The sequence below is a fragment of the Streptomyces millisiae genome, assembly GCF_031845425.1.
GTDB classification, from domain to species: domain Bacteria; phylum Actinomycetota; class Actinomycetes; order Streptomycetales; family Streptomycetaceae; genus Streptomyces; species Streptomyces millisiae.
The window spans coordinates 206,860-226,842 of the sequence record NZ_JAVREM010000003.1 but is presented as its reverse complement, the minus strand read 5'-3'; the positions used below and the strand labels follow the sequence as shown (position 1 = coordinate 226,842).

At 74.2% G+C, this 19,983-nt stretch carries 16 protein-coding genes; 10 read left to right on the top strand and 6 right to left on the bottom strand.

Translation table 11 applies throughout. The features are described 5' to 3' along the window. Positions 1–91 precede the first annotated feature (91 nt). Positions 92–1,057 (top strand): MBL fold metallo-hydrolase, encoded by a 966-nt coding sequence (locus RNC47_RS05095; protein ID WP_311596099.1) that lies wholly within the window; start codon positions 92–94, stop codon positions 1,055–1,057. Here RNC47_RS05095 and RNC47_RS05090 read toward each other — a convergent pair. The 4 genes from RNC47_RS05090 to manD are packed head-to-tail and all read right to left on the bottom strand — an operon-like array spanning position 990 to position 6,126. Beyond that, complete coding sequence (locus RNC47_RS05090) at positions 990–2,021, bottom strand: L-idonate 5-dehydrogenase (RefSeq protein WP_311595865.1); 1,032 nt, start codon at positions 2,019–2,021, stop codon at positions 990–992. The genes RNC47_RS05095 and RNC47_RS05090 overlap by 68 nt on opposite strands. Continuing rightward, the gene (locus RNC47_RS05085) at positions 2,018–3,403 is read right to left on the bottom strand and encodes an MFS transporter (RefSeq protein ID WP_311595863.1); all 1,386 of its coding nucleotides are present in this window, start codon (positions 3,401–3,403) and stop codon (positions 2,018–2,020) included. The genes RNC47_RS05090 and RNC47_RS05085 overlap by 4 nt, the downstream gene beginning before the upstream one ends. Positions 3,404–3,460: 57 nt before the next feature. Continuing rightward, complete coding sequence (locus RNC47_RS05080; RefSeq protein ID WP_311595861.1) at positions 3,461–4,921, bottom strand: mannitol dehydrogenase family protein; 1,461 nt, start codon at positions 4,919–4,921, stop codon at positions 3,461–3,463. After that, complete coding sequence (gene manD, locus RNC47_RS05075; protein WP_311595859.1) at positions 4,918–6,126, bottom strand: D-mannonate dehydratase ManD; 1,209 nt, start codon at positions 6,124–6,126, stop codon at positions 4,918–4,920. The genes RNC47_RS05080 and manD overlap by 4 nt, the downstream gene beginning before the upstream one ends. 93 nt (positions 6,127–6,219) lie before the next feature. Between manD and RNC47_RS05070 the strand changes: the two genes are divergently transcribed. Continuing rightward, positions 6,220–6,930 (top strand): GntR family transcriptional regulator, encoded by a 711-nt coding sequence (locus RNC47_RS05070; protein WP_311595857.1) that lies wholly within the window; start codon positions 6,220–6,222, stop codon positions 6,928–6,930. 69 nt (positions 6,931–6,999) lie between these two features. On the opposite strand, the gene RNC47_RS05065 is transcribed toward RNC47_RS05070, so the two are convergent. After that, on the bottom strand, positions 7,000–8,715 hold the full coding sequence (locus RNC47_RS05065) for an ABC transporter substrate-binding protein (protein WP_311595855.1): 1,716 nt from the start codon (positions 8,713–8,715) through the stop codon (positions 7,000–7,002). 131 nt (positions 8,716–8,846) lie between these two features. On the opposite strand from RNC47_RS05065, the gene RNC47_RS05060 reads away from it, so the two are divergent. Beyond that, positions 8,847–10,391 carry a glycoside hydrolase family 43 protein gene (locus tag RNC47_RS05060; RefSeq protein WP_311595853.1) on the top strand — a complete coding sequence of 515 codons (1,545 nt, stop codon included), beginning with the start codon at positions 8,847–8,849 and terminating at the stop codon, positions 10,389–10,391. A 67-nt stretch (positions 10,392–10,458) separates the two neighbouring features. Here the strand turns inward: RNC47_RS05060 and RNC47_RS05055 are convergent, their stop codons facing one another. Further along, positions 10,459–11,664, bottom strand: coding sequence for a right-handed parallel beta-helix repeat-containing protein (locus RNC47_RS05055; RefSeq protein WP_311595851.1), 1,206 nt, complete (start codon positions 11,662–11,664; stop codon positions 10,459–10,461). Positions 11,665–11,861: 197 nt separating this feature from the next. Here RNC47_RS05055 and RNC47_RS05050 point away from each other — a divergent pair, with 197 nt between their 5' ends. From RNC47_RS05050 to RNC47_RS05020, 7 genes are all read left to right on the top strand, one after another. Further along, a complete protein-coding gene (locus RNC47_RS05050; RefSeq protein ID WP_311595849.1) occupies positions 11,862–12,533 on the top strand; it encodes a GntR family transcriptional regulator in 672 nt (223 codons plus the stop codon). A 51-nt stretch (positions 12,534–12,584) separates the two neighbouring features. Next, the gene (locus tag RNC47_RS05045; RefSeq protein ID WP_311595847.1) at positions 12,585–13,391 is read left to right on the top strand and encodes a DeoR/GlpR family DNA-binding transcription regulator; all 807 of its coding nucleotides are present in this window, start codon (positions 12,585–12,587) and stop codon (positions 13,389–13,391) included. Positions 13,392–13,582: 191 nt separating this feature from the next. Further along, entirely contained in the window at positions 13,583–15,106 is a 1,524-nt protein-coding gene (locus RNC47_RS05040; RefSeq protein ID WP_311595845.1) for an FGGY-family carbohydrate kinase, read from the top strand. Beyond that, the gene (locus RNC47_RS05035) at positions 15,099–16,565 is read left to right on the top strand and encodes an FGGY-family carbohydrate kinase (RefSeq protein ID WP_311595843.1); all 1,467 of its coding nucleotides are present in this window, start codon (positions 15,099–15,101) and stop codon (positions 16,563–16,565) included. The genes RNC47_RS05040 and RNC47_RS05035 overlap by 8 nt, the downstream gene beginning before the upstream one ends. A 47-nt stretch (positions 16,566–16,612) precedes the next feature. Next, positions 16,613–17,683, top strand: coding sequence for an NAD(P)-dependent oxidoreductase (locus tag RNC47_RS05030; RefSeq protein ID WP_311595841.1), 1,071 nt, complete (start codon positions 16,613–16,615; stop codon positions 17,681–17,683). A 559-nt stretch (positions 17,684–18,242) separates the two neighbouring features. Beyond that, the gene (locus RNC47_RS05025; RefSeq protein WP_311595840.1) at positions 18,243–18,860 is read left to right on the top strand and encodes a histidine phosphatase family protein; all 618 of its coding nucleotides are present in this window, start codon (positions 18,243–18,245) and stop codon (positions 18,858–18,860) included. Between the two features lie 49 nt (positions 18,861–18,909). Further along, positions 18,910–19,980, top strand: coding sequence for an ABC transporter substrate-binding protein (locus tag RNC47_RS05020; protein ID WP_311595839.1), 1,071 nt, complete (start codon positions 18,910–18,912; stop codon positions 19,978–19,980). Positions 19,981–19,983: the final 3 nt, after the last annotated feature.

Sequence of the window (19,983 nt, the reverse complement as noted above, 5' to 3'; positions counted from 1 at the left end):
CGGATTCGTATCTTGTTGAGCCGGACACGCATTGAGACGCTCGTGGGGCCTTCCTAGGGTCGGGCGGGTGACGAACGAGAGTGTGCGGCGCATGGTGTTGGGGGATGTCGAGGTCATCCGGGTGGTCGAGTGGCACCGGCCGTTCGCGCCGACCTCCGGCATGTTCCCGGGAGCCACCGCCGGCGTCTGGAAGGACAACGAGGACTGGCTGGCGCCCGACCACTGGGAGCCGGACGGCGATGTGGCGGTGCTGGCCCTGCAGACATGGGTGCTGCGCAGTGGTGGGCGGACCGTCCTGGTCGACACGGGAGCGGGAAACGGGCGCGAGCGCCCTGGCATGCCGCCGTTCCACCGGTGTGAGGGCGACTTCCTCGGCCTGCTGGCGAGGGCCGGCGTGCTCCCGGAGGATGTCGACGTGGTGGTCAACACCCACCTCCACGTCGACCACGTCGGCTGGAACACCAGGGCGGCGGACGGGGAGTGGGTGCCGACGTTCCCCAACGCCCGGTACCTGATTCCGGCCGCCGATGACTTCCACTACGGTCCGGGGAACGCCTACGGCGACAACCCACGGGGGGTCGAGCGCCTGGTCTACGAGGACAGCGTGGCGCCCGTCCACCGGGCCGGGCAGGCCGTGCTGTGGGACGGTCGCCACCGCGTCGACGAGAACCTCGTCCTGGAGTCCGCGCCCGGCCACACGCCCGGCTCGGCCGTGCTGCGGCTCGCGTCCGGGAGCGACCGGGCGGTCTTCGTCGGGGATCTGCTGCACAGCCCGGTGCAGATCATCGAGCCCTGCTGCAACAGCAACGCCTGCCTGGCCCCGGAGCAGGCCGTGGCCAGTCGGCGTCGGATTCTCGCGCGGGCCGCCGACGAGCGGGAGTTGCTCGTCCCCGCGCACTTCGGTGGCGCGGGTGCCGTGGAGGTCCGGCGGGCGGGCGACGGGTTCTCCCTCGGACCGTGGGCGGCGGCCGGCCGGGCGGCGGGGCCGGTCACCGACGGCCGTCCAGGCGCAGCAGCACCTTCCCGAAGCCGGCCGCCGGGTCCGCGGCGACGGTGAGGGCCGTGGCCGCGTCCGCCATGGCGAAGCGGTGGCTGACGACCGGGGAGACGTCGAGTCCGTCCCGCATGGCGCGCAGCGCGTCGTCGATCTCCTCGACGAAGCGGTAGGAGCCGATCCAGGTGATCTCCCTGGTGACCAGCTCGCCGAGGGCGGCCGGCGCCGGGGTGCCCGGCAGGTTGCCGACCTGGACCAGGGTGCCGCCGCGCGCGGTGGCGCGCAGGACGGCGCCGAGCGCGGCGGGCGCGCCCGACGCCTCGAACACCACCTCGACGTCCTCGGGGAGGGGTTCGCGCGAGACGTCACGGGTCTCGTCGGCGCCCATGGCGCGGGCGACGGCGAGCCGGGGGGCGGCGAGGTCGGCGGCGACGACGGTGCCGGCGCCGTGGTGGCGGGCGGCGGCGACGACCAGGGCGCCGATCGGTCCGGCGCCGTTGACCAGGACGGTCCTGCCGCACAGCTCGCCGGCCCGCCGCACGGCGTGGATGGCCACGGCCAACGGCTCGGCGAGCGCGCCCTGTTCGGTGCGGACGCCGTCGGGCAGCGGCCGGGCCTGGTGGGCGCGGACCACCCGGTACTCGCTGAACCCGCCGTCGGTGTGCGGTTCGAAGGCGGCCGAGCCGAAGTACCGGACCCTGGCGTGCAGGTTGGTGCGGCCGGCGATCCGGTCGGGCAGCGGCTGGTCGCCGACGGGCTCGGCCGGGTGCACGGTGACCGGCCGGCCGGGGGCGAGCCCGGTGACGCCGGGGCCGAGGGCGGCGATCCGGCCGGCGACCTCGTGGCCGAGCACCATGGGGTGGCTGAGCCGGGCGGTGCCGGAGGCGCCGTGCCTGAAGTACGACACGTCGGAGCCGCAGATCCCACCCCACTCCATGGCGACCAGTACCTCGCCGGGTCCCGGTACCGGGTCCGGTCGTTCGTCGATCCGCAGGTCCCCGGGACCGTGCACGACCACGGCTCTCATACGGCGTCCTCCAGTCGGACGAGGTCACGGCCCCGGGTCTCCGGCGCCAGGAGGGCGGAGACCAGGGTGATGAGCGAGTAGACGACGAGCATTCCGGCGATGGGCCACCAGCTGTCGGTGACGGCGGTGAGCGTGGCGGCGAGCACCGGGCCGATGGCGGTGGCGAGCACGCCGCCGATCTCCTTGGCGACGGCGAGCTGGGTGAACCGGGTGCGGGAGCCGAAGAGTTCGGCCATGGTGACGCTCTCCAGCGAGAACAGGCCGAGCACGCCGAGGTTGAGGGCGACGATCATGCCGAGCATCACCGCGGCGGCGCCGCCGTGGGCGATGAGCAGCAGCAGGGGGAAGGCCAGCGCGGTGGTGAGCAGGGTCAGCGCGATGTACAGGGGGCGGCGGCCGAAGCGGTCGCCGAGCACGCCGATCACCGGCACGGTGAGGAAGCCGAGCAGCGATCCGTAGAGGATGGCGTCGGTGGGCACGGAGCGCTCGAAGTCGAGGTTGGTGGCGATGTAGCCGACCAGGAAGGTCTGGACGAGTCCCGAGTTGCCCGCCTGGCCGAAGCGCAGGCCGAGGGCGAGGAAGAACGCCTTGCCCTTGCGCTGCCGCAGGCCGGCCTCCAGGGTGCCGGTCTCCTCGCGGCGGGCCGTGTCCTCCAGTTCGCCGCGGGTCATGGCGACGCCGTCCACGACGTCGGGGCGCTCCTCGAAGACCGGGCTCTCCTTGAGGCTGCGGCGCAGCCAGACGGCGAAGACCAGCAGCAGGAAGCTGAGCAGGAACGGCAGGCGCCAGCCCCAGGAGAGCAGTTGCTCCTCGCTGAGGACGGCCAGCAGGATGGCCCAGAGCCCGGACGCGGCCAGGGTGCCGGAGTTGGTGCCGAGCGAGACGAGCGAGGCGATGAGGCCGCGGCGGCGGGTCGGCGCGTACTCGGCGAGCATCACGGTGGCGCCGGCGATCTCGGCGCCGGCGCCGAAGCCCTGGACGAGGCGGAGCGCGACCAGCAGCACGGGCGCGAGGATGCCGATGGAGGCGTAGGTGGGCAGGGCGCCGATGAGCGTGGTGGAGACGCCCATCATGACGATGGTGATGACGAGGACCTTCTTGCGGCCTATCCGGTCGCCCATGCGGCCGAAGTAGACGGCGCCGGCGAGGCGGGCGACGTAGCCGACGCCGTAGGTGGCCATGGCGGCGATGAGGCCGATGGCGGGGCTGACGTCGGGGAAGAAGATCTTGTTGAAGACGATGGCCGCCGCCAGCGAGTAGAGCTGGAAGTCCATGAACTCCATGGCGGTGCCGAGCCAGCCGGAGACGGCGGCTCTGGTGAGGTCCTTGGTGGTCCGCCGCACGGGCCCGGTGGGCTCCGTGGTGGTGGTGCTGGTGGTCATCGGGAACTCCGTTGTTCTGTGGCGCTTGCGGGGAGGGGGACGGGGGCGGTCGGGGCGTCAGAGCTCGACGCGTCCGGCGGCGAGCGCGGGCAGCCGGGCCGCGACGGCCGTGGTGAGCGCGGTGTCCTCGGCGAGGTCGGGCGCGCCGATGGTCCGCAGCAGCGCGGCCACGGTGTCGGCGGCCGGCGCGGCGGGGCGCCAGCAGTCGGCGAGGGCGGTGGCGGCCGGGTCGGCGGCCGGCTCGGGCGGGCGGGTGGCGTGCGCCCAGCCGGCGAGTGCCAGTTCGAGGACGGGGGTCGGGGTGCCGGTGGCACGCAGTCGGCGCAGCACGGGCAGCCAGCGCTCCGGCAGCTTGAGTGAGCCGTCGGAGCCGATCTGGCCGAGCCGGTGGCCGACCGCCGGGTTGCGGAAGCGGGTCACCAGGTCGGCGGCGTAGGCCGCGGGGTCCGGGCCTTCGGGGGGCAGGGTGGGGGCCACCTCGGCGCACAGGGCGAGGACCAGGGGTTCTCCCCAGTCGGTGGCCATGGCCTCGTCGATGGTGGTGTGGCCCGCGGCGAGGCCGAGGTAGGCGAGCGCGGAGTGCGAGCCGTTGAGCAGCCGCAGCTTGGTGAGCTGGTGGGGCGCGGGGTCGGGGACGAGGAGGGCGCCGCCGGCCTCCCAGCGGGGGCGGGCGGCGGCGAAGGTGTCCTGGAGGACCCAGGCCAGGTAGGGCTCGCCGGCCACGGCCGCCTCGTCGCGCACGCCGAGCGCGGCGGCCGCGGCGGCGCGGTCGGCGGCGGTGGTGGCGGGCACGATGCGGTCCACGACGGTGGCGGGGAAGGTGACGGCCTCGGCGAGCCGGTCCAGCACGGTCGTGCGGTCGGGCCAGCGGGAGGCGGCGACGAAGTCCCTGACGACGGCGGCGAGCACGGCGCCGTTGTCGGCCATGTTGTCGCAGGAGACGACGGTGATCGGGGCGGCTCCGGCGCGCATCCGGGCGGCGAGTCCGGCGGCGAGCCGGCCGACGACGGTGGTGAGCCGGCCGGTGTCCGGGGCGGCGAGGTCGGCGGCGACGGCGGGGTCCGTGGTGTCGAGCGCGGGGGGCCGGGCGGGGTCGGTGGCGCGGTGGTATCCCCCCTCGGTGACGGTGAGGGTGACGACGGTGACCTCGGGGTCGGCGAGCAGCGCGTCGAGGCGCGCGGCGTCGGGCCGCATGGCGAGCGCCTCGGTGAGCGCGCCGACGACCCGGGGGCCGGCCCCTTCGGGGTGCAGTTCGGTCACCGAGTAGAGGTGGTCCTGGGCGCGCAGGGCGCGCACGGTGTCGAGGGAGCGTGGGGCGACGGCGGCGATGCCCCAGGGCTCGCCGGTGTCCGCGGCGGCCCGCTCGGTGTAGAGGGCCTGGTGGGCGCGGTGGAAGGCGCCGAGCCCGAGGTGGACGACGCGGGTGCGCAGGGCGGCCGGGTCGACGAGGGGGCGGCGTTCCGGCGGGAGCCGGCGCAGGGCGGCGCGGCCGAGCCGGGGCGGTGCGGTGCCGGTCACCAGTCGTGCACCGAGCCGTCGAGGCGCCGCGCGACGGGCAGGTACCGGGCCTGGTAGGGGAAGCGCTCGGCGGCCCTCTCGTCGTACTCGACGCCGAGCCCCGGCTCCTCGGCCGGGTGCAGCATGCCGTCGGCGAAGGTGACGCCGCCGTGGAAGACCTCGGCGGTCTCGGGGGCGTGGCCCATGTACTCCTGGATGCCGAAGTTGGGCACGGCCAGGTCGAGGTGGACGTTGGCGGCGAGGCTGACCGGGGAGAGGTCTGTGGCGCCGTGTGAGCCGGTGCGCACCTGGTAGAGCGCGGCGAGGTCGAAGATGCGGCGCAGGTGGGTGATGCCGCCGGCGTGCACGACGGTGGTGCGCACGTAGTCGACGAGCTGTTCGGTGATGAGGTGCTGGACGTCCCAGACGGAGGTCAGCGCCTCGCCCACGGCGATGGGCGTGGTGGTGTGCTGCCGGATGAGTCGGAACGCCTCCTGGTTCTCGGCGGGGGTCGGGTCCTCCATCCAGAACAGCCGGCAGTCCTCGACGCGCTTGCCGAACTGGGCGGCCTCCAGCGGGGTCAGCCGGTGGTGGACGTCGTGCAGCAGGTGGAAGCCGAAGCCGAACCGGTCGCGGACCGCCTCCAGGTAGGTGGGGGCGAAGCTGAGGTAGGACGGGGTGTCCCAGGGCTGCTCCTCGGGCAGCGCGGTGGCGGCCGGCTCGTAGATGGCGCCCTTGCGGACGCCGTAGGTGCCGCCGACGTCGGGCACGGCGGCCTGGGCGCGCACCGCGCGGTAGCCGAGGTCGAGGTAGCGCTGGACGTCGTCGAGGAGGGCGGGCACGTCGGTGCCGCTGGCGTGCGAGTAGGCCAGGACGCCGTCCCGTGACCGGCCGCCGAGCAGCTGGTAGACGGGCAGTCCGGCGGTCTTGCCCTTGATGTCCCACAGGGCGGTGTCCACGGCGGAGATGGCGGTCATGGTGACGGGGCCGCGCCGCCAGTAGGCGCCCCGGTAGAGGTACTGCCAGATGTCCTCGACGCGGGCCGGGTCGCGGCCGACGAGCAGCGGGACGAGGTGGTCGCGCAGGTAGCTGGCGACGGCGAGTTCGCGCCCGTTGAGGGTGGCGTCGCCGAGTCCGGTGACCCCGTCCGAGGTGGTGATGCGCAGGGTCACGAAGGTGCGCCCCGGGGAGGCGACGAAGACCTCGGCGCGTTCGATCGTACTCACGGCGGCCCTTCTCCTTGCCGGTCGGACAGTGCATGTATACAAGCACCTGTCGCGAAGTGTGGCAATGGTTGTCCTGCCGATACGATGGGGCCCATGGCTCAGACGAACGGGCGGCGGACCTCGCGACGCACCATCTACACCAGGCTGCGCCAGATGGTCCTGACCCTGGAGCTGCCGCCGGGCGCCGCCCTCTCGGAGAACGAGCTGGCGGCCGCGCTCGGGGTGAGCAGGACCCCGGTCCGCGAGAGCCTGATCCTGCTCGCGCAGGAGGGCCTGGTGCAGGTCTTCCCGAAGATCGGGTCCTTCGTCTCCCGCGTCGACCCGACGCAGGTCGCCGACGCGCAGTTCCTGCGGGAGGCGGTCGAGCTGGCCTCGCTCGACGACCTGCCGGAGCCGCTGGACCAGGCGCTGGTCGAGGAGCTGCGCGAGAACGTGGCGCGGCAGCGTCAACCGGGTCTCGGCATCGAGGAGTTCTTCGAGCTGGACGAGGCCTTCCACCAGGGGCTGCTGCGGCTGAGCGGGCACGGCAGCGCCTGGACCACGGTCGCGGCCGCCAAGGGCCACCTGGACCGGGCCAGGCGGTTGGGGCTGCAGGCGACGGCGCCGGCCGTCTTCACCGAGCAGCACGGCGAGATCCTGCGGGCGGTGCTGGCCGGCGACACGGCGCTGGCCCGCACCGCGATGCGTACCCACCTGCGCGCCGTGTTCAGCGACATCGAGAGCATCCGGGCGCACTCCCCGGAGCTGTTCGCCACCGACCCCGCCTCGGTGCCGGTGCGCCGCAACGTCGTCGTCTGGGAGTAGCCGCCGCGTGACACGCCACGGCCCGGCGCCCCGCCGGGATCGGGCGGGGGCCGGGCCGGGCGGCGGGGGTCACTCCCCGGTGGGCGTCAGGTTCATGTACATCTGCGACTGGTCGGGACGGCTCCAGACCGCCGGGAAGGCGTAGAGGTCCTCCTGGCTCGGCCAGCCGTCGAACTTCGCCGCGTGGAACTCGGTGGTGGTGCCGCCGGTGAGGATCGGGATGTACGGCATGTCCTGCTCGATGCGCTGCTGGATCGCGTCGTAGTGCGGCATTCGCGCCGCCGTGTCCTCCGGGTTCAGCTGGGTCAGCGCCGCCACGGCCGCGTCGACCTCGGCGTTGGAGTAGCGCGAGTAGTTGGTGTCGGCACGCTCCCCCACCTCGGCGGTGTTCTCCGTGCCGAAGAAGTAGCTGTAGATGTAGAACGGGTCGGGCGCGGGCCCCGGGTAGAGCGAGTCGATCACCAGCTCGAAGTCGCCGCGGGACCGGGCGTCGGACATCTCGTTCCAGGAGACCTGGGCGACCGTCAGCTCGATGCCGGCCGGCAGCAGCTGCTCCCGCAGCGTCTCGAGCGCGGTGATGTAGTCGGTCCAGCCGGTGACCACGGTCACGGTCAGGGCGAGCGGCTCGCCGTCCCTGGCGTAGACCCCGTCACCCTCGCGCGCGTAGCCGGCGTCGGTGAGGATCTCGTCGACCCGCGCCAGATCGGGCTCCATCGGCACGGTCTCGTTCTCCAGCGCGTCCGAGACATAGGCCGCGTCGCGCTCGGGCAGCGCGAAGCCGGGCGACATCGCGCTCGCCGTGTTCTGGAAGGCCAACTGGTTGAGCTGGGTGCGGTCCATCGCGTAGTAGAGCGCCTGGCGGACGGCCGGGTCGGTCTGCGGCCCGGTGCAGCCGAGGTCCGCGTTGGCGCAGGTGTCGAGGACCATCTGGTTCATGGGCACGGTGATGGCCGAGTAGCCCGGGTAGTCCTGCTCGACATTGGCGATGTCGGGGACCGGGCCGCTGTAGACGTCGATCTGGCCGGCCGCCAGCGCGTCCGTGGTGGCCTGGTTGCCGGCCAGCGCGCGGTACTGGACGTGGGCCAGCTCCGGTTCGCCGCCCCAGTAGTCGGGGTTGGCGTCCAGCGTGAACGCCTGCCCCTTGAAGTCGCCGAGCGTGTAGGGCCCGGTGCCGACCGGCTCCGCGATGGTGTCCGTGTTGGGGTCCTCGATGCCGCTCCAGATGTGCTCGGGCACGATCCAGGTCTTGCCCAGCAGCTGCGGTCCCTCCATGTAGGAGGGTCCCTCGAAGGTGACGACGACGTGGGTCGGGTCGACGACCTCGGTGGTGCCGTGGAAGCCCACCGTGTTGGGCACGGCGTCGGAGGCGATCATGTCGAAGGTGAACTTGACGTCCTCGGCGTCGAACGCCTCGCCGTCCGACCAGGTGGCGCCCTCGCGCAGGGTGATGGACAGCTCGGTGCCGTCCTCGTTCCAAGCGTACTCGGTGCCCAACACGGGCACCGGCTCGGCCCCACTGGCGACGTTGAAGTAGAAGAGCGACTCGAAGATGGTGCCGGGGCCCTCGATCAGGGTCGGCGAGTACGGGTTGAAGTTCCGGATGTAGTCGCCGGTCTGCCCGGCCACCACCAGGGTGTCGGCGGGCGTCGCGCCCCCTCCCCCGCCGCCGTTCCCGCCACCACCGCAACCGGCCACGAGCAGCGCCAGCGCCGTGACGCCGACGGCCAGGGCCGGGACCCGGCGCCGGGGGGCGCGTCGTGACTCGTTCGTTCTGTTCTCTTCCATCGCCTGCCTCATCCTCGGGGCACGGGCTGTCGCCCTGGGAAGGCGAGTGTTAGGCCGGTGAATTAACGAAGTCAATCCCTCGGAAGCGATCAACTCTTGCGCGGGCGATCACCGTTGACGATCGTGGTGCGGTGAGCAGCTTCCAGAACCCGGTCATCGGCGGGTTCCATCCCGACCCGAGCCTGTGCCGCGTGGGCGAGGACTACTACCTCGTCTGTTCGAGCTTCGAGTACTTCCCCGGGGTCCCCCTCTTCCACAGCCGCGACCTGGTGCACTGGCGCCAGCTCGGCAACGTCCTGGACCGCCCGTCGCAGCTGCGGCTGCCGCCCGAGACCGCCGCGTCCGGCGGGATCTACGCGCCCACGCTCCGCCACCACGACGGGCGGTTCTGGATGATCACCACGCTGGTGGCCGGCGGGGGCACCTTCCTGGTCACCGCCGAGCGGCCCGAGGGCCCGTGGTCGGAGCCGGTCTGGGTCGACGTGCCCGGCATCGACCCCGACATCGTCTGGGACGAGGACGGCTCCTGCTGGTGCGCCTACTCGGACGGCGGGATCAGGCTGGCACGGATCGCCCCGGACACCGGCGCGGTGCTCGACGGGCCCTTCGCACTCTGGTCGGGCACCGGGCTGCAGTACCCCGAGGCGCCACACCTGTACCGGATCGGCGACTGGTGGTACCTGCTGATCGCCGAGGGCGGCACCGAGCGCGGGCACGCCGTCTCCGTCGCCCGCGCCCGCTCGCCCCGCGGCCCGTTCGAGCCCGCCCCGGCCAACCCGATCCTGTCGCACTCCGCCACCGACCGGCCGATCCAGTCCACCGGCCACGCCGACCTGGTCACGACGCCAGACGGCGCCTGGTGGATGGCGTTGCTGGCCACCCGGCCACGGGGCCACACCCCCAACTTCCACGTGCTGGGCCGGGAGACCTTCCTGACGCCGGTGCGCTGGGTGGACGGCTGGCCGGTCGTCGGCCCGGTCGAGGAGCGGCACCCGGCCCCCTCCGCACTGCGTCCGCCGGAGCCCGAGCCCGTCAGGGACGACTTCGACGCGCCCGGACTCGCGCCGGTCTGGGTCTCGCCGCGTGAGCGCCGCGCCGGCTCCTGGTCGACGACCGACCGCCCCGGCTGGCTCCGGCTCACCGCCACCGGGGAGACGCTCGACCGCCCCGGGTACACCTTCGTCGGCCGGCGCCAGCAGCACCCGGAGTGCCGGATCAGCGCCCACCTCGACCCCGGCGCGGCCCGGGCCGGCCTCTCCGTGCGGCTCGACGAGGCCCACCACTACGACCTGGAGGTCGCCGACGGCGAGGCGCGGGTCGTCGCCCGCATCGGCCCGCTCAGCCAGTGCGTGGCCCGCCACCCGGTGCCACCCGGGCCGCTCACCCTCGTCGTGGACGTCCGCACCCACGACGTGCTGCCGCCCACCGTCACCGCAGCCGAGCAGCTGACCGGCGAACCGCTCGGGGTGCGGGCCACGGGCCCCGACACCCTCGGCTTCTCGATGCTGCCCGGCGGGGCCACCGAGCCGGTGCGGCTCGCCGAGCTCGACGGGCGCTATCTCTCCACCGAGGTCGCCACCGGCTTCACCGGGCGGGTCGTCGGCATGTACGCCACCCGGGGCAGCGCGGACTTCGACTGGTTCGACTACGAGCCGGCGCCGGGCCGCGCGGAGTGAAGGACCGCCCCGGCCGGCACCCTCGGGTACCGGCCGGGGCGGTGCGGTGTGGTGTCGTGCGGTGCGGTCAGAACCGGGCGCCGACGCTCGCGCCGTTGGACGGGCGCAGGAAGGTGGACGACGGGATCGCGCCGTTCGACTGGCGCGGCCCGGTGATGGTGGCCGGGTCGGTGCTGACGAAGGACCAGCTGCCGCCGAGGTTCCAGGAATTGCCGCTGCCCCCCGAGTTGGAGCCGAGCGACACGTTGGTGCCGTTGGACACCGCGAGGTTGGCGGTCAGGGTGCTGCTCGACCGGCTGAAGTTGAAACCGGTGCCGCCGTTGCGCCAGGCCGTGGAGCGCTCGATCACCAGCCGGCCCGGGTTGCCGTTGTCGATGAAGCCGCCGACCGCGTTGTCCCAGGCGATGCTGTTGCGGGTGACGTGCGCCGCCGGCAGGTCCTCGTCGCCGCCGCCGAGCTTGAAGCCGTTGCCGTCCCCCGTGTAGTCGGGCAGGTTCCAGCGGTTGAAGCCGTTGCCCCAGGCCAGGCTGGACTCGATGGTGATCGGGGAGAGGAACTCCCAGGCGTCGAAACCGTCGTCCGAGTTGTTCCACAGCCGGGCGCCGCGCACCACGTTGCCGCTGCCCGAGCCCTCCTTGATGGCCAGGCCGTCCGCGCTCTCGCCGTTGTTGCGCGGGTCGCGGTTGCCGTAGCTGTCCAGGTTGACGATCTGGTTGTTGCTGGACGCGCCCTGGATGTGCAGCCCGCTCTCGTAGTTGTTCCGGGTGACGAGGCGCTCGAAGAGGTTGTTGTTGGTGTCGAGACCGAATATGCCGTAGGGGCCGTTGATGATCTCCAGGCCGATCAGCCGCCAGTAGTCGCCCTCGATGTGGACGGCGCCGCGCTCCGGGCGCGGGATGCTGCCGTCGACGGGGGCGGGGGTGTGCGGCATGTTCTCGCCGTCGATGACGGCCCGTTCGCCGTTGTACGTGGTGAGGGTGAAGGGCTGGCTCGCGGTGCCGTTCTTGTTCAGCTGGATGTTGGTGCTCGGCGCGTAGGTGCCGGCCCTGAGGTAGATGGTGTCGCCGGCCACGGCCAGGTCGACCGCGCGCTGCACCGTCCGCAGGGGCGCGGCGAGCGTGCCGGCGTTGCTGTCGTTGCCGCTCGGCGACACGTAGAGGGCGGTGGCCTGGACGCCGGGGTCGTCGCCGGCGGCGGCCGCGGCGGTGCCGGGCAGGGCCGCCGCGGCACCCGCCAGCAGGGCGACGGACGCGATCAGGGCTCTCAGTCTCATGCTTCATCTCCGTGGTCGACATGGGCCGTGCTGAAAGCGCTTTCCACGAGCGAGGCGGATGCTAACGGCGGGCCATGCACACGTCAACGCCCTTCGTGCCGCCGGAAGTTGGAGAGCGGTTGCCGACGCCGGGGGTCACGGCGCCGGTTCGGCACGGGATACTGGCTGGTCGGGGAACGCGAATTCGAGGGGCAGTGATGGAGTCACCCGGGTCGGCCGAGGGCCACCGCCAACCGATGAGCAAGGCCGACTACGTCTACGAGGTACTACGCGACGAGATCCGCAACGCCCGCGTCCCCGGCGGCACCCAACTCAAAGCCGCCCACCTCGCCGAACGCCTCGGCGTCTCCATCACACCCGTCCGCGAAGCCCTCCGCCGCCTCGAAAAAGACCGCCTCGTCAGCTACCAAAGCCACCGCGGCGCCACCGTCATCGACCTCACCGACGAAGCACTCATCGAGTTCTACCAAGTCCGCGCCGTCATCGAAGGCCTCGGCGCCCGCCTCGCCGCCACCCGCATCACACCCCAACAACTGGCCCAACTCCGCGCGCTGCACGAACGCATGGTCACCGACGCCGCCAACGGCCGACTGACCGGACTCGGCGAACAGAGCCGCCGACTCCACCTCACCATCGCCGACATCGGCGGCCCCGCCTTCCTCGGCCGCCACGCCCACGCCATCCGCGACAGCTACCCCGTCCCCGCCACCGCCTCCCTCTGGCTCGACCCCCAACAGGCCAACACCCACCTCGCCGAACACCAACGACTCCTCGACGCACTCGAAGCCCACGACCCCGACACCGCAGAACGCGTCATGATCGACCACGTCCGCGCCAGCGGCACCTACCGCGCCCAGGGCTCGGGCTGAACCGCCGCCCATGGCATTCCCGGACGGTGCGGGGCGTGCCAAGCTGTGGGCGTGGCGACCGATCCCATCGCCGGCGAAGGAGCCAGGCGTAATCCGGAGTTGCGGCGGGTGGCCATGCGCCGGCAGGTGTCGGAGGCCGGGTTCGTGCGGGTGGCCGAGTTGGCCAGCCGGTACGGCGTGAGCATCATGACGGTGCACCGGGACCTGGACGAGCTGGCGCGGCGCGGCTTCCTGCACAAGGTGCGCGGCGGCGCCACCTGCGCGCCGACCACCACCTTCCACGGCGACCTGGAGCACCGGATGCGGGCCCAGGTGGAGGCCAAGGAGGCGATCGCCAGGGAGGTGCTGGCGAGCGAGGTGCGGCCGGGCCAGGTGATCGCCCTGGACGACAGCACGACGTCCCTGATGCTGGCCAGGCTGCTGCCGGAGCGGGCGCCGTTGACCGTGGTGACGCACTTCCTGCCGGTGTTGCGGGCGCTGGCCGCGCGGCCCGGCATCGAGTTGGTGGGTCTCGGCGGGCGTTACGACGCGGCGTACGACTCGTTCCTCGGCCAGGCCACGGCCCGGGCGGCCGCCGGGCACTGTCCCGACGTGCTGTTCCTCTCCACGACCGCGGTGGCCCAGGGGGTCTGCCGGATCCAGTCGCGGAACACCATGGTCACCAGGCGGGCGTTGATCGCCTCGGCGGCCCGCAGCGTGGCGCTGATCGACCACAGCAAGTTCGACCGCAGGGCGCCCTACCGGCTGGCGGCGGTGGGCGAGTTGGACCGGGTGGTGGTGGACGCCGGCACCCCCGAGGCGACGGTGCGCGAGCTGCGCGCCAGGGGCGGCCGGATCGACGTGGTGGACGTCGACTGAGGGGCGGGGGCGGGTGTGAAGTTCACCGCTCCAAACCTCCGCCCGGGTCCGGGTTTCCCCGCGCTGAGCTGGGCCTTCGCCCGAACCACCCGGTCTCGTCGGCACGCTGGATGTTAAGAGTTGCGAACTCCCGCGAGCGGCGCGTGTAATACGCCTCACTTCTGGCACGGCCGGAAAGAGGTGGTGCGGCAATGGCGCTGGACGATGCTCCTTTCGACGGTCCCTTCGACGGTCCTTTCGCGGTCTGCGTGGACGCGGGCACGACGGTCATCAAGGCCGTGGTGTTCGACGCGGCCGGGCGCGAGGTGGCGGTGTGCCGCCGGGAGACGGTGGTCGACCATCCGCGGCGCGACCGCGCCGAGCAGGACATGGACGCGGTGTGGCGGGCGGTCGCCGGCGCCGTCCACGAGGCCGTGGCCGCCGCGCCGGGTCGGGTGCGGCTGGTGGCGCTCACCGCGCAGGGCGACGGCGCCTGGCTCGTGGACCGCCACGGGCGGCCGGTGCGGCCCGCGGTGCTGTGGAACGACGCCCGCGCCGCCGACGTGGTGCGGGAGTGGCGCGCGGCCGGGGTGCTGGCCCGCGCCTACCGGAGGAACGGCTCGCTGACCAACGCCGGGCTGCCCAACGCCATCCTGCGGCAGCTCGCCGTGGCGGAGCCGGACGCGCTGGTGACCGCGCACGCGGTGCTCACCTGCGGCGGCTGGCTGTTCCTGCGGCTGACCGGGGTGCTGGGCATCGAGGTGTCCGAGGCGTCGGCGCCCTGGCTGGACATCAAGGCCCGGGCCTACTCGGACGAGCTGCTCGCCACCTACGCGCTGGCCGAACACCGCCGGCTGCTGCCGCCGTTGCTCTCCGGCGCCGAGCAGGTCGGCGAGCTGACCGGCGAGGCGGCGGCCGAACTCGGCCTGCCCGCCGGCACGCCGGTGGTGCTGGCCCCCTACGACGTGGTGGCCACGGCGCTCGGCACCGGCACCACCGCCGCCGGGCAGGCCACCTGCGTGCTGGGCACCACGCTCTGCACCGAGGTGCTGGTCGACGCCCCCGACACGGCGGGCGAACCGTCGGGGCTGACCCTCGCGTTCGGGCCGCGGCGGCCGGTGCTGCGGGCGTTCCCCACGCTGGCCGGCACCGGCGTGCTGGACTGGACCGCCGACCTGCTGGGCCTGCGCGACCTCGGCGAACTGTCCGCGCTGGCCGCCAGGTCGGCGCCCGGCGCCGACGGACTCCGGCTGCTGCCGTACCTGTCGCCCGCCGGGGAGCGGGCGCCGTTCCTCGACCCGGCGGCCAGCGGTCTGGTCACCGGGCTGCTGTTCGCGCACCGCCGCGAGCACCTGGCCCGCGCGGTGTTCGAGGGTCTCGCGCACGTCATCAGGGACTGTCTTGAGGCGGCGCCGCACCGGCCGGTGGAGCTGGCGCTGTGCGGCGGCGGCGCGGCCAGCGAACTGTGGTGCCAGCTGATAGCGGACGTGACCGGCGTGCCGGTGGTCACCACCGAGGACAGCCAGGTGGGTGCCAAGGGCGCGCTGCTGTTCGCGCTCACCGCGCTCGGCGACCACCAGGACCTCGGCGCCGCCGCGGCCGCGCTGGTCAGGCGCGGCCGGCGGCTGGTGCCCGCGGCGGGCACGCGGGAGTTCCACGACCGGGAGCACGCCGAGTTCCTGGCCACCAGGGCGCTGGTCGCCGCCCGCTGGAAGGGGTGGCGGGCCGATGTCTGAGCCGGTGTGGATCGGGGTCGACCTCGGCACGCAGAGCGTCCGGGCGCTGGCCGTCGACGACGCGGGCCACACCGTGGCCGGCGCGGCCCGACCGCTGCGCGGCCACCGCGTGGGGTCACGCCACGAGCAGGACCCGGATGCCTGGTGGACGCTGGCCGCCGACGCGCTGGCCGAGCTGACGGCGGGCCTGGGCGGCCGGCCGGTGGGGGCCGTCGCGGTCTGCGCCACCTCGGGCACCGTGCTGCTGACCGGTCGGGACGGCGTGCCGTTCACTCCGGGGTTGATGTACGACGACGCGCGCGCCGGCACGCTGGCCGCGGCGGCCCAGGAGGCGGGGGCCGAGCTGTGGGCGCGGCTCGGGTACCGGATGCAGCCGTCCTGGGCGTTGCCCAAGCTGCTGTGGTGGCGGGACCGGGGGCTGCTGGCCGACGGGGTGCGGCTCGCCCACCAGCCGGACGTGGTGACGGCGGCGCTGGTCGGCCACCCGGTGGCGAGCGACTCCAGCCATGCGCTGAAGACCGGCTACGACCTGCTCGGGGAGCGCTGGCCGGCCGAGGTGCTCGGGGCGCTCGACGTCGACCCGGCGGTGCTGCCCGAGGTGGTGCGCCCGGGCACGGTGCTCGGCGAGGTCGGCCAGGTGGCGGCGGCGCGCACCGGGCTCCCGGCCGGCACCCCGGTGGTGGCGGGCATGACGGACGGCTGCGCCGCGCAGCTGGCCGCCGGCGCGCTGGGCGTCGGCGAGTGGAACTCGGTGCTCGGCACCACCCTGACGCTCAAGGGGGTGAGCACCGCGCCGCCGCGCGATCCGGGCGGCGCGGTGTACTCGCACCGGGCGCCGCACGGCGACCTGTGGCTGCCGGGCGGCGCGTCGAGCACCGGGGCCGGGGCGGTGCGGGCGCTCTTCCCCGGCGCGGACCTGGACGCGTTGACGGCCCGGGCGGCGCGGGTGCGCTCGGTGCCGACGTGCTATCCGCTGGTCGGTCCCGGCGAGCGGTTCCCCTTCGTGGCACCGGACGCGCGCGGTTTCCTGGGCGACGGGCCGCTCGCGGTCTCCGACGACCAGGACACGGCCTTCGCGGCGGTGTGCCTGGGGGTCGCGCATCTGGAGCGGCTGGCGTTCGAGGTGCTGGCCGGCGCGGGGGCCGACGTGGGCGGGCCGGTGTCGTTCACCGGCGGCGCCACCCGCAACGCGTGGTGGAACCAGCTGCGGTGCGACGTGCTGGGCGTCCCGGTGCGGCTGCCGGCCAACCCCGAGCCGGCGCTCGGCATGGCGGTGCTGGCGGCCGGCGCGCTGGGCGGCGACGTGCCGGGCGCGGCCCGGCGCCTGGTCAGGGTGCGGCACACCCTGGAGCCCGACCCGGCGCGGACCGCGACGCTCACCCCCGGCTACCACGCGCTGGTCGCGGAGTTCGCACGGCGCGGCTGGATCGATGCGCGGTTCGCCCCCGGTGGCGGGTAACCCACAGGACGAGTCAGGCACCGCAGACGAGTCAGGGAGGCAGCGACGTGTCGGAACCCATCCCGGTCCTGGTCGCCGGGGACCACTTCGTGCTCAACCGGCTGCTGGTCGAGGCGTTGCACGACGCCGGCGGCCCGGCGGCGTGGCGGGTGCGGGAGCTGGAACTGCCGTGGCCGCACGTGCCGTTCGGGCCGGTGGCCGAGGTGCGGGAGGCGTCGGGGTCCGAGGAGCAGCTGATCGAGGCGCTGGCCGGGGTCCGGGTGTGCCTGACCCAGATGGCGCCGCTGACCCGGCGGGTGCTGGAGGCCTGCCCCGACCTGGAGCTGTTCGCGGTCTGCCGGGGCGGCCCGGTGAACGCCAACCTGGCGGCGGCCGCCGAGCACGGCGTCACGGTCACCTTCGCGCCGGGCCGCAACGCGGCGTCGACCGCCGAGCACACGGTGGCGCTGATGCTGGCGGCGATGCGCCGGATCCCGCCGGCGCACGAGTCCATGCTGGCCGGCCGGTGGGAGGGCGGCGGCTACGCGTACGAGGCGGCCGGCCTCGAACTCGCCGGCAGCACGGTGGGGTTGGTCGGCGCCGGCGCGGTCGGCGGCCGGGTGGCCGCGGTACTGGTGGCGCTCGGGGCGCGGGTCCTGGTGGCCGACCCCTACGCCGATCCGGCGGCGCTGCCGGCCGGGGTGCGGCTGGTCGGACTCCCGGAGCTGCTCGCCTCGTCCACGGTGGTCTCGCTGCACGCCAGGCTCACCCCGGAGACGGCCGGACTGATCGGCGCCGCCGAACTGGCCGCGATGCCGCGCGGCTCGGTGCTGGTCAACTGCGCGCGCGGCGGGCTGCTCGACTACGCGGCGTTGGCGGCGGCGCTGCGCGAGGGACACCTGTTCGCCGCGGGCCTGGACGTCTACGACGCGGAGCCGCTGCCGCCCGACCACCCGCTGCACGGCGCGCCCGGTCTTGTCATGACCCCGCACCTGGCGGGCGCCAGCCGGGCGGTGGCCGAACGCGCCGCGCGGATGGTCGCCGCGGAGGCGCTGCGCTGGCTCAACGGCGAACCGCCGCTGCACGCGGCGGCGCTGCCGCGTTCGTCCGACCCGGGCCGCGCGGGAGCCGACCGATGAGCGCCGCCGGCCGCCGGCCGGCGGTGAAGCCGCTGACGGGGCGCGCCGTGCCGCACGCGGCGTACCGCCGCGCTCGACCGGCACTGCTCGGCACACGCCGGTGGGCCGACGGATGCGCGCCGCCGGACCGCGCGGTCACCCCGCGGGGCCACATGCCACCCACGCGCCGAACGCGGAGCGGCGCGGCGACCGCGCGGCGTGCGGCGAACGCCGGCGGGCCACCGCCCCGGCTCCGAGCGATACGCGGCGAAGTCGCGAACGCGTGCCCGGCGCCGCTCGGCCCAGGAGGGTGGGCGGGCACCGCCCCGCCACGGCCGGCGGGGCGCGGCGCGGACGACGGCGGACAGCCGCCGCTCGGGGGACGCACCACCCGGCTCACGGTCGACGCCCGCCGGCCCGGCCACCGCGCGGCCCCGCGCCCGGCGGGCAACGCGGCCGCGAGCGGCCCGCCGCCGCTGGCGTGGCGCCCCGCGGTAGGCAGCGGCCGGCGGTTGTTCGTGGTTCGGCCGCGCGGCAAGCGTGTGGTTCGGCCGCGCGGCAAGCGGCAGGCGGTGGTCCCGTGAGCGCGCGGTTGTTGTTGATGCGGCACGCGGAGACCGTCTGGCACCGGGACAACCGGTACGCCGGCGCGCGCAGCGATCCGGATCTGAGCGAGGCGGGGTGGCGGCAGGTGGCGGCGTTGGCGAACGCGGCGCCGGCCGAGGGCGTCACCGCGGTGGTCAGTTCGCCACTGCGGCGCGCGCTGCGCACCGCCCGCCCCGCGGCCGACGCGCTCGGTCTTCCGGTGCGGGTGATGTCCGGGCTGCGCGAGGTCGACTTCGGCGCCCTGGAGGGCCGCACCAGGGCCGAGGCCGACCCGGCGCTGGTGCGCGCGTTCGTCGCCGATCCGGTGGCGCACCCGTTCCCCGGCGCCGAGCCGCCGGAGCTCGCCGCGCGCCGGGCCACGGCCGCGCTGCGCGAGATCGGCGCGCGGCACCCGGAGGACACGGTCCTCGTGGTCGCGCACAGCACGGTGCTGCGGCTCGCGCTGTGCGCGCTGCTCGGTCTGGAACTCGGCTCGTACCGCCGGGTCTTCCCCCGGTTCGAGAACGTCGCGGTCACCGAGGTCCGGCTGCCGGCCGAGCCCGGTCTGCCGGCCGCGTTGCTGTCGCTCAACCGTCCCGTCCTCGGGCGGTGAGCCCGACCTTCCCCCACTCCCCCATGCCTCCCGCTCGGAAAGGACCGTCGTGCGCAGACTCGTTTCCCTCACCGCCGCCGCCCTGCTGGCCCTGACAGTCGCGACCGCCTGCACGACCGAGGAGGGTGGCGGTGGCGGCGGCGGGAACGGCGACGGCGGCGGCGCCAAGATCGCCTTTCTCATGCCGGACATCGCCTCGACCCGCTACGAGCTGTACGACAGCCCGCTGTTCGAGGCCCGGATGGCCGAGCTGTGCGCCGACTGCGAGGTGATCTACAACAACGCCAACGCGGACGCCTCCCGCCAGCAGCAGCAGGCCAACTCGGCGCTCGCGCAGGGCGTGGACGTGATCGTGATCGACCCGGTGGACTCGACGGCGGCGGCCAGCATCGTGAACGCGGCCCGCTCCCAGGGGGTTCCGGTGATCGCCTACGACCGGCCGATCCTGGAGACGCCGCCGGACTACTACATCTCGTTCGACAACGAGGCGATCGGCGAACGGATCGGCCAGTCGCTGGTCGACCATCTGCGGGAGACCGGCGCCGAGGGCGGCCTGCTGCAGGTCAACGGCTCGCCCACGGACGCCGCCGCGGGCCTGATCAAGCAGGGCATCCACAACGCGATCGACGACAGCGGCTTCGAGCTGCTCGCCGAGTACGACACGCCCGACTGGCAGCCGTCCGACGCCCAGGAGTGGGTGAGCGGCCAGATCACCAGGTTCGGCGAGGAGATCGCCGGCGTGGTGGCGGCCAACGACGGCACGGGCGGCGGCGCGATCGCCGCGTTCCGGGCGGCCGGCGTCGAGGTGCCGCCGGTGACCGGCAACGACTTCGAGGTGGCGGCGGCCCAACGGATCGTGGCCGGCGACCAGTTCAACACGATCTCCAAGCCGATCGCGATCGTCGCGGAGGCGGCGGCCGAGGTGGCCCACCAGTTCGCGTCGGGCGAGGAACCCGAGGGCGAGACCACCCTGTTCGACACGCCGGCGCAGCTCTTCGAGCCGACCGTGGTGACGTTGGACAACCTGGCCGAGGTGCTCGCGGAGTCGGAGCAGATCGAGGTGTCCGAGGTGTGCACGGCCGAGTACGCGGACGCCTGCGCCGCGGCCGGCCTGGGCTGAGCG

Bases quoted from the DNA above. Each gene is read 5' to 3' on its own strand.
- RNC47_RS05065 (WP_311595855.1), bottom strand. From the start codon at position 8,715: ATGGAAGAGAACAGAACGAACGAGTCACGACGCGCCCCCCGGCGCCGG.
- RNC47_RS05055 (WP_311595851.1), bottom strand. From the start codon at position 11,664: ATGAGACTGAGAGCCCTGATCGCGTCCGTCGCCCTGCTGGCGGGTGCC.
- RNC47_RS05035 (WP_311595843.1), top strand. From the start codon at position 15,099: ATGTCTGAGCCGGTGTGGATCGGGGTCGACCTCGGCACGCAGAGCGTC.
- RNC47_RS05095 (WP_311596099.1), top strand. From the start codon at position 92: ATGGTGTTGGGGGATGTCGAGGTCATCCGGGTGGTCGAGTGGCACCGG.
- RNC47_RS05085 (WP_311595863.1), bottom strand. From the start codon at position 3,403: ATGACCACCAGCACCACCACCACGGAGCCCACCGGGCCCGTGCGGCGG.
- RNC47_RS05090 (WP_311595865.1), bottom strand. From the start codon at position 2,021: ATGAGAGCCGTGGTCGTGCACGGTCCCGGGGACCTGCGGATCGACGAA.
- RNC47_RS05070 (WP_311595857.1), top strand. From the start codon at position 6,220: ATGGCTCAGACGAACGGGCGGCGGACCTCGCGACGCACCATCTACACC.
- RNC47_RS05040 (WP_311595845.1), top strand. From the start codon at position 13,583: ATGGCGCTGGACGATGCTCCTTTCGACGGTCCCTTCGACGGTCCTTTC.
- RNC47_RS05050 (WP_311595849.1), top strand. From the start codon at position 11,862: ATGGAGTCACCCGGGTCGGCCGAGGGCCACCGCCAACCGATGAGCAAG.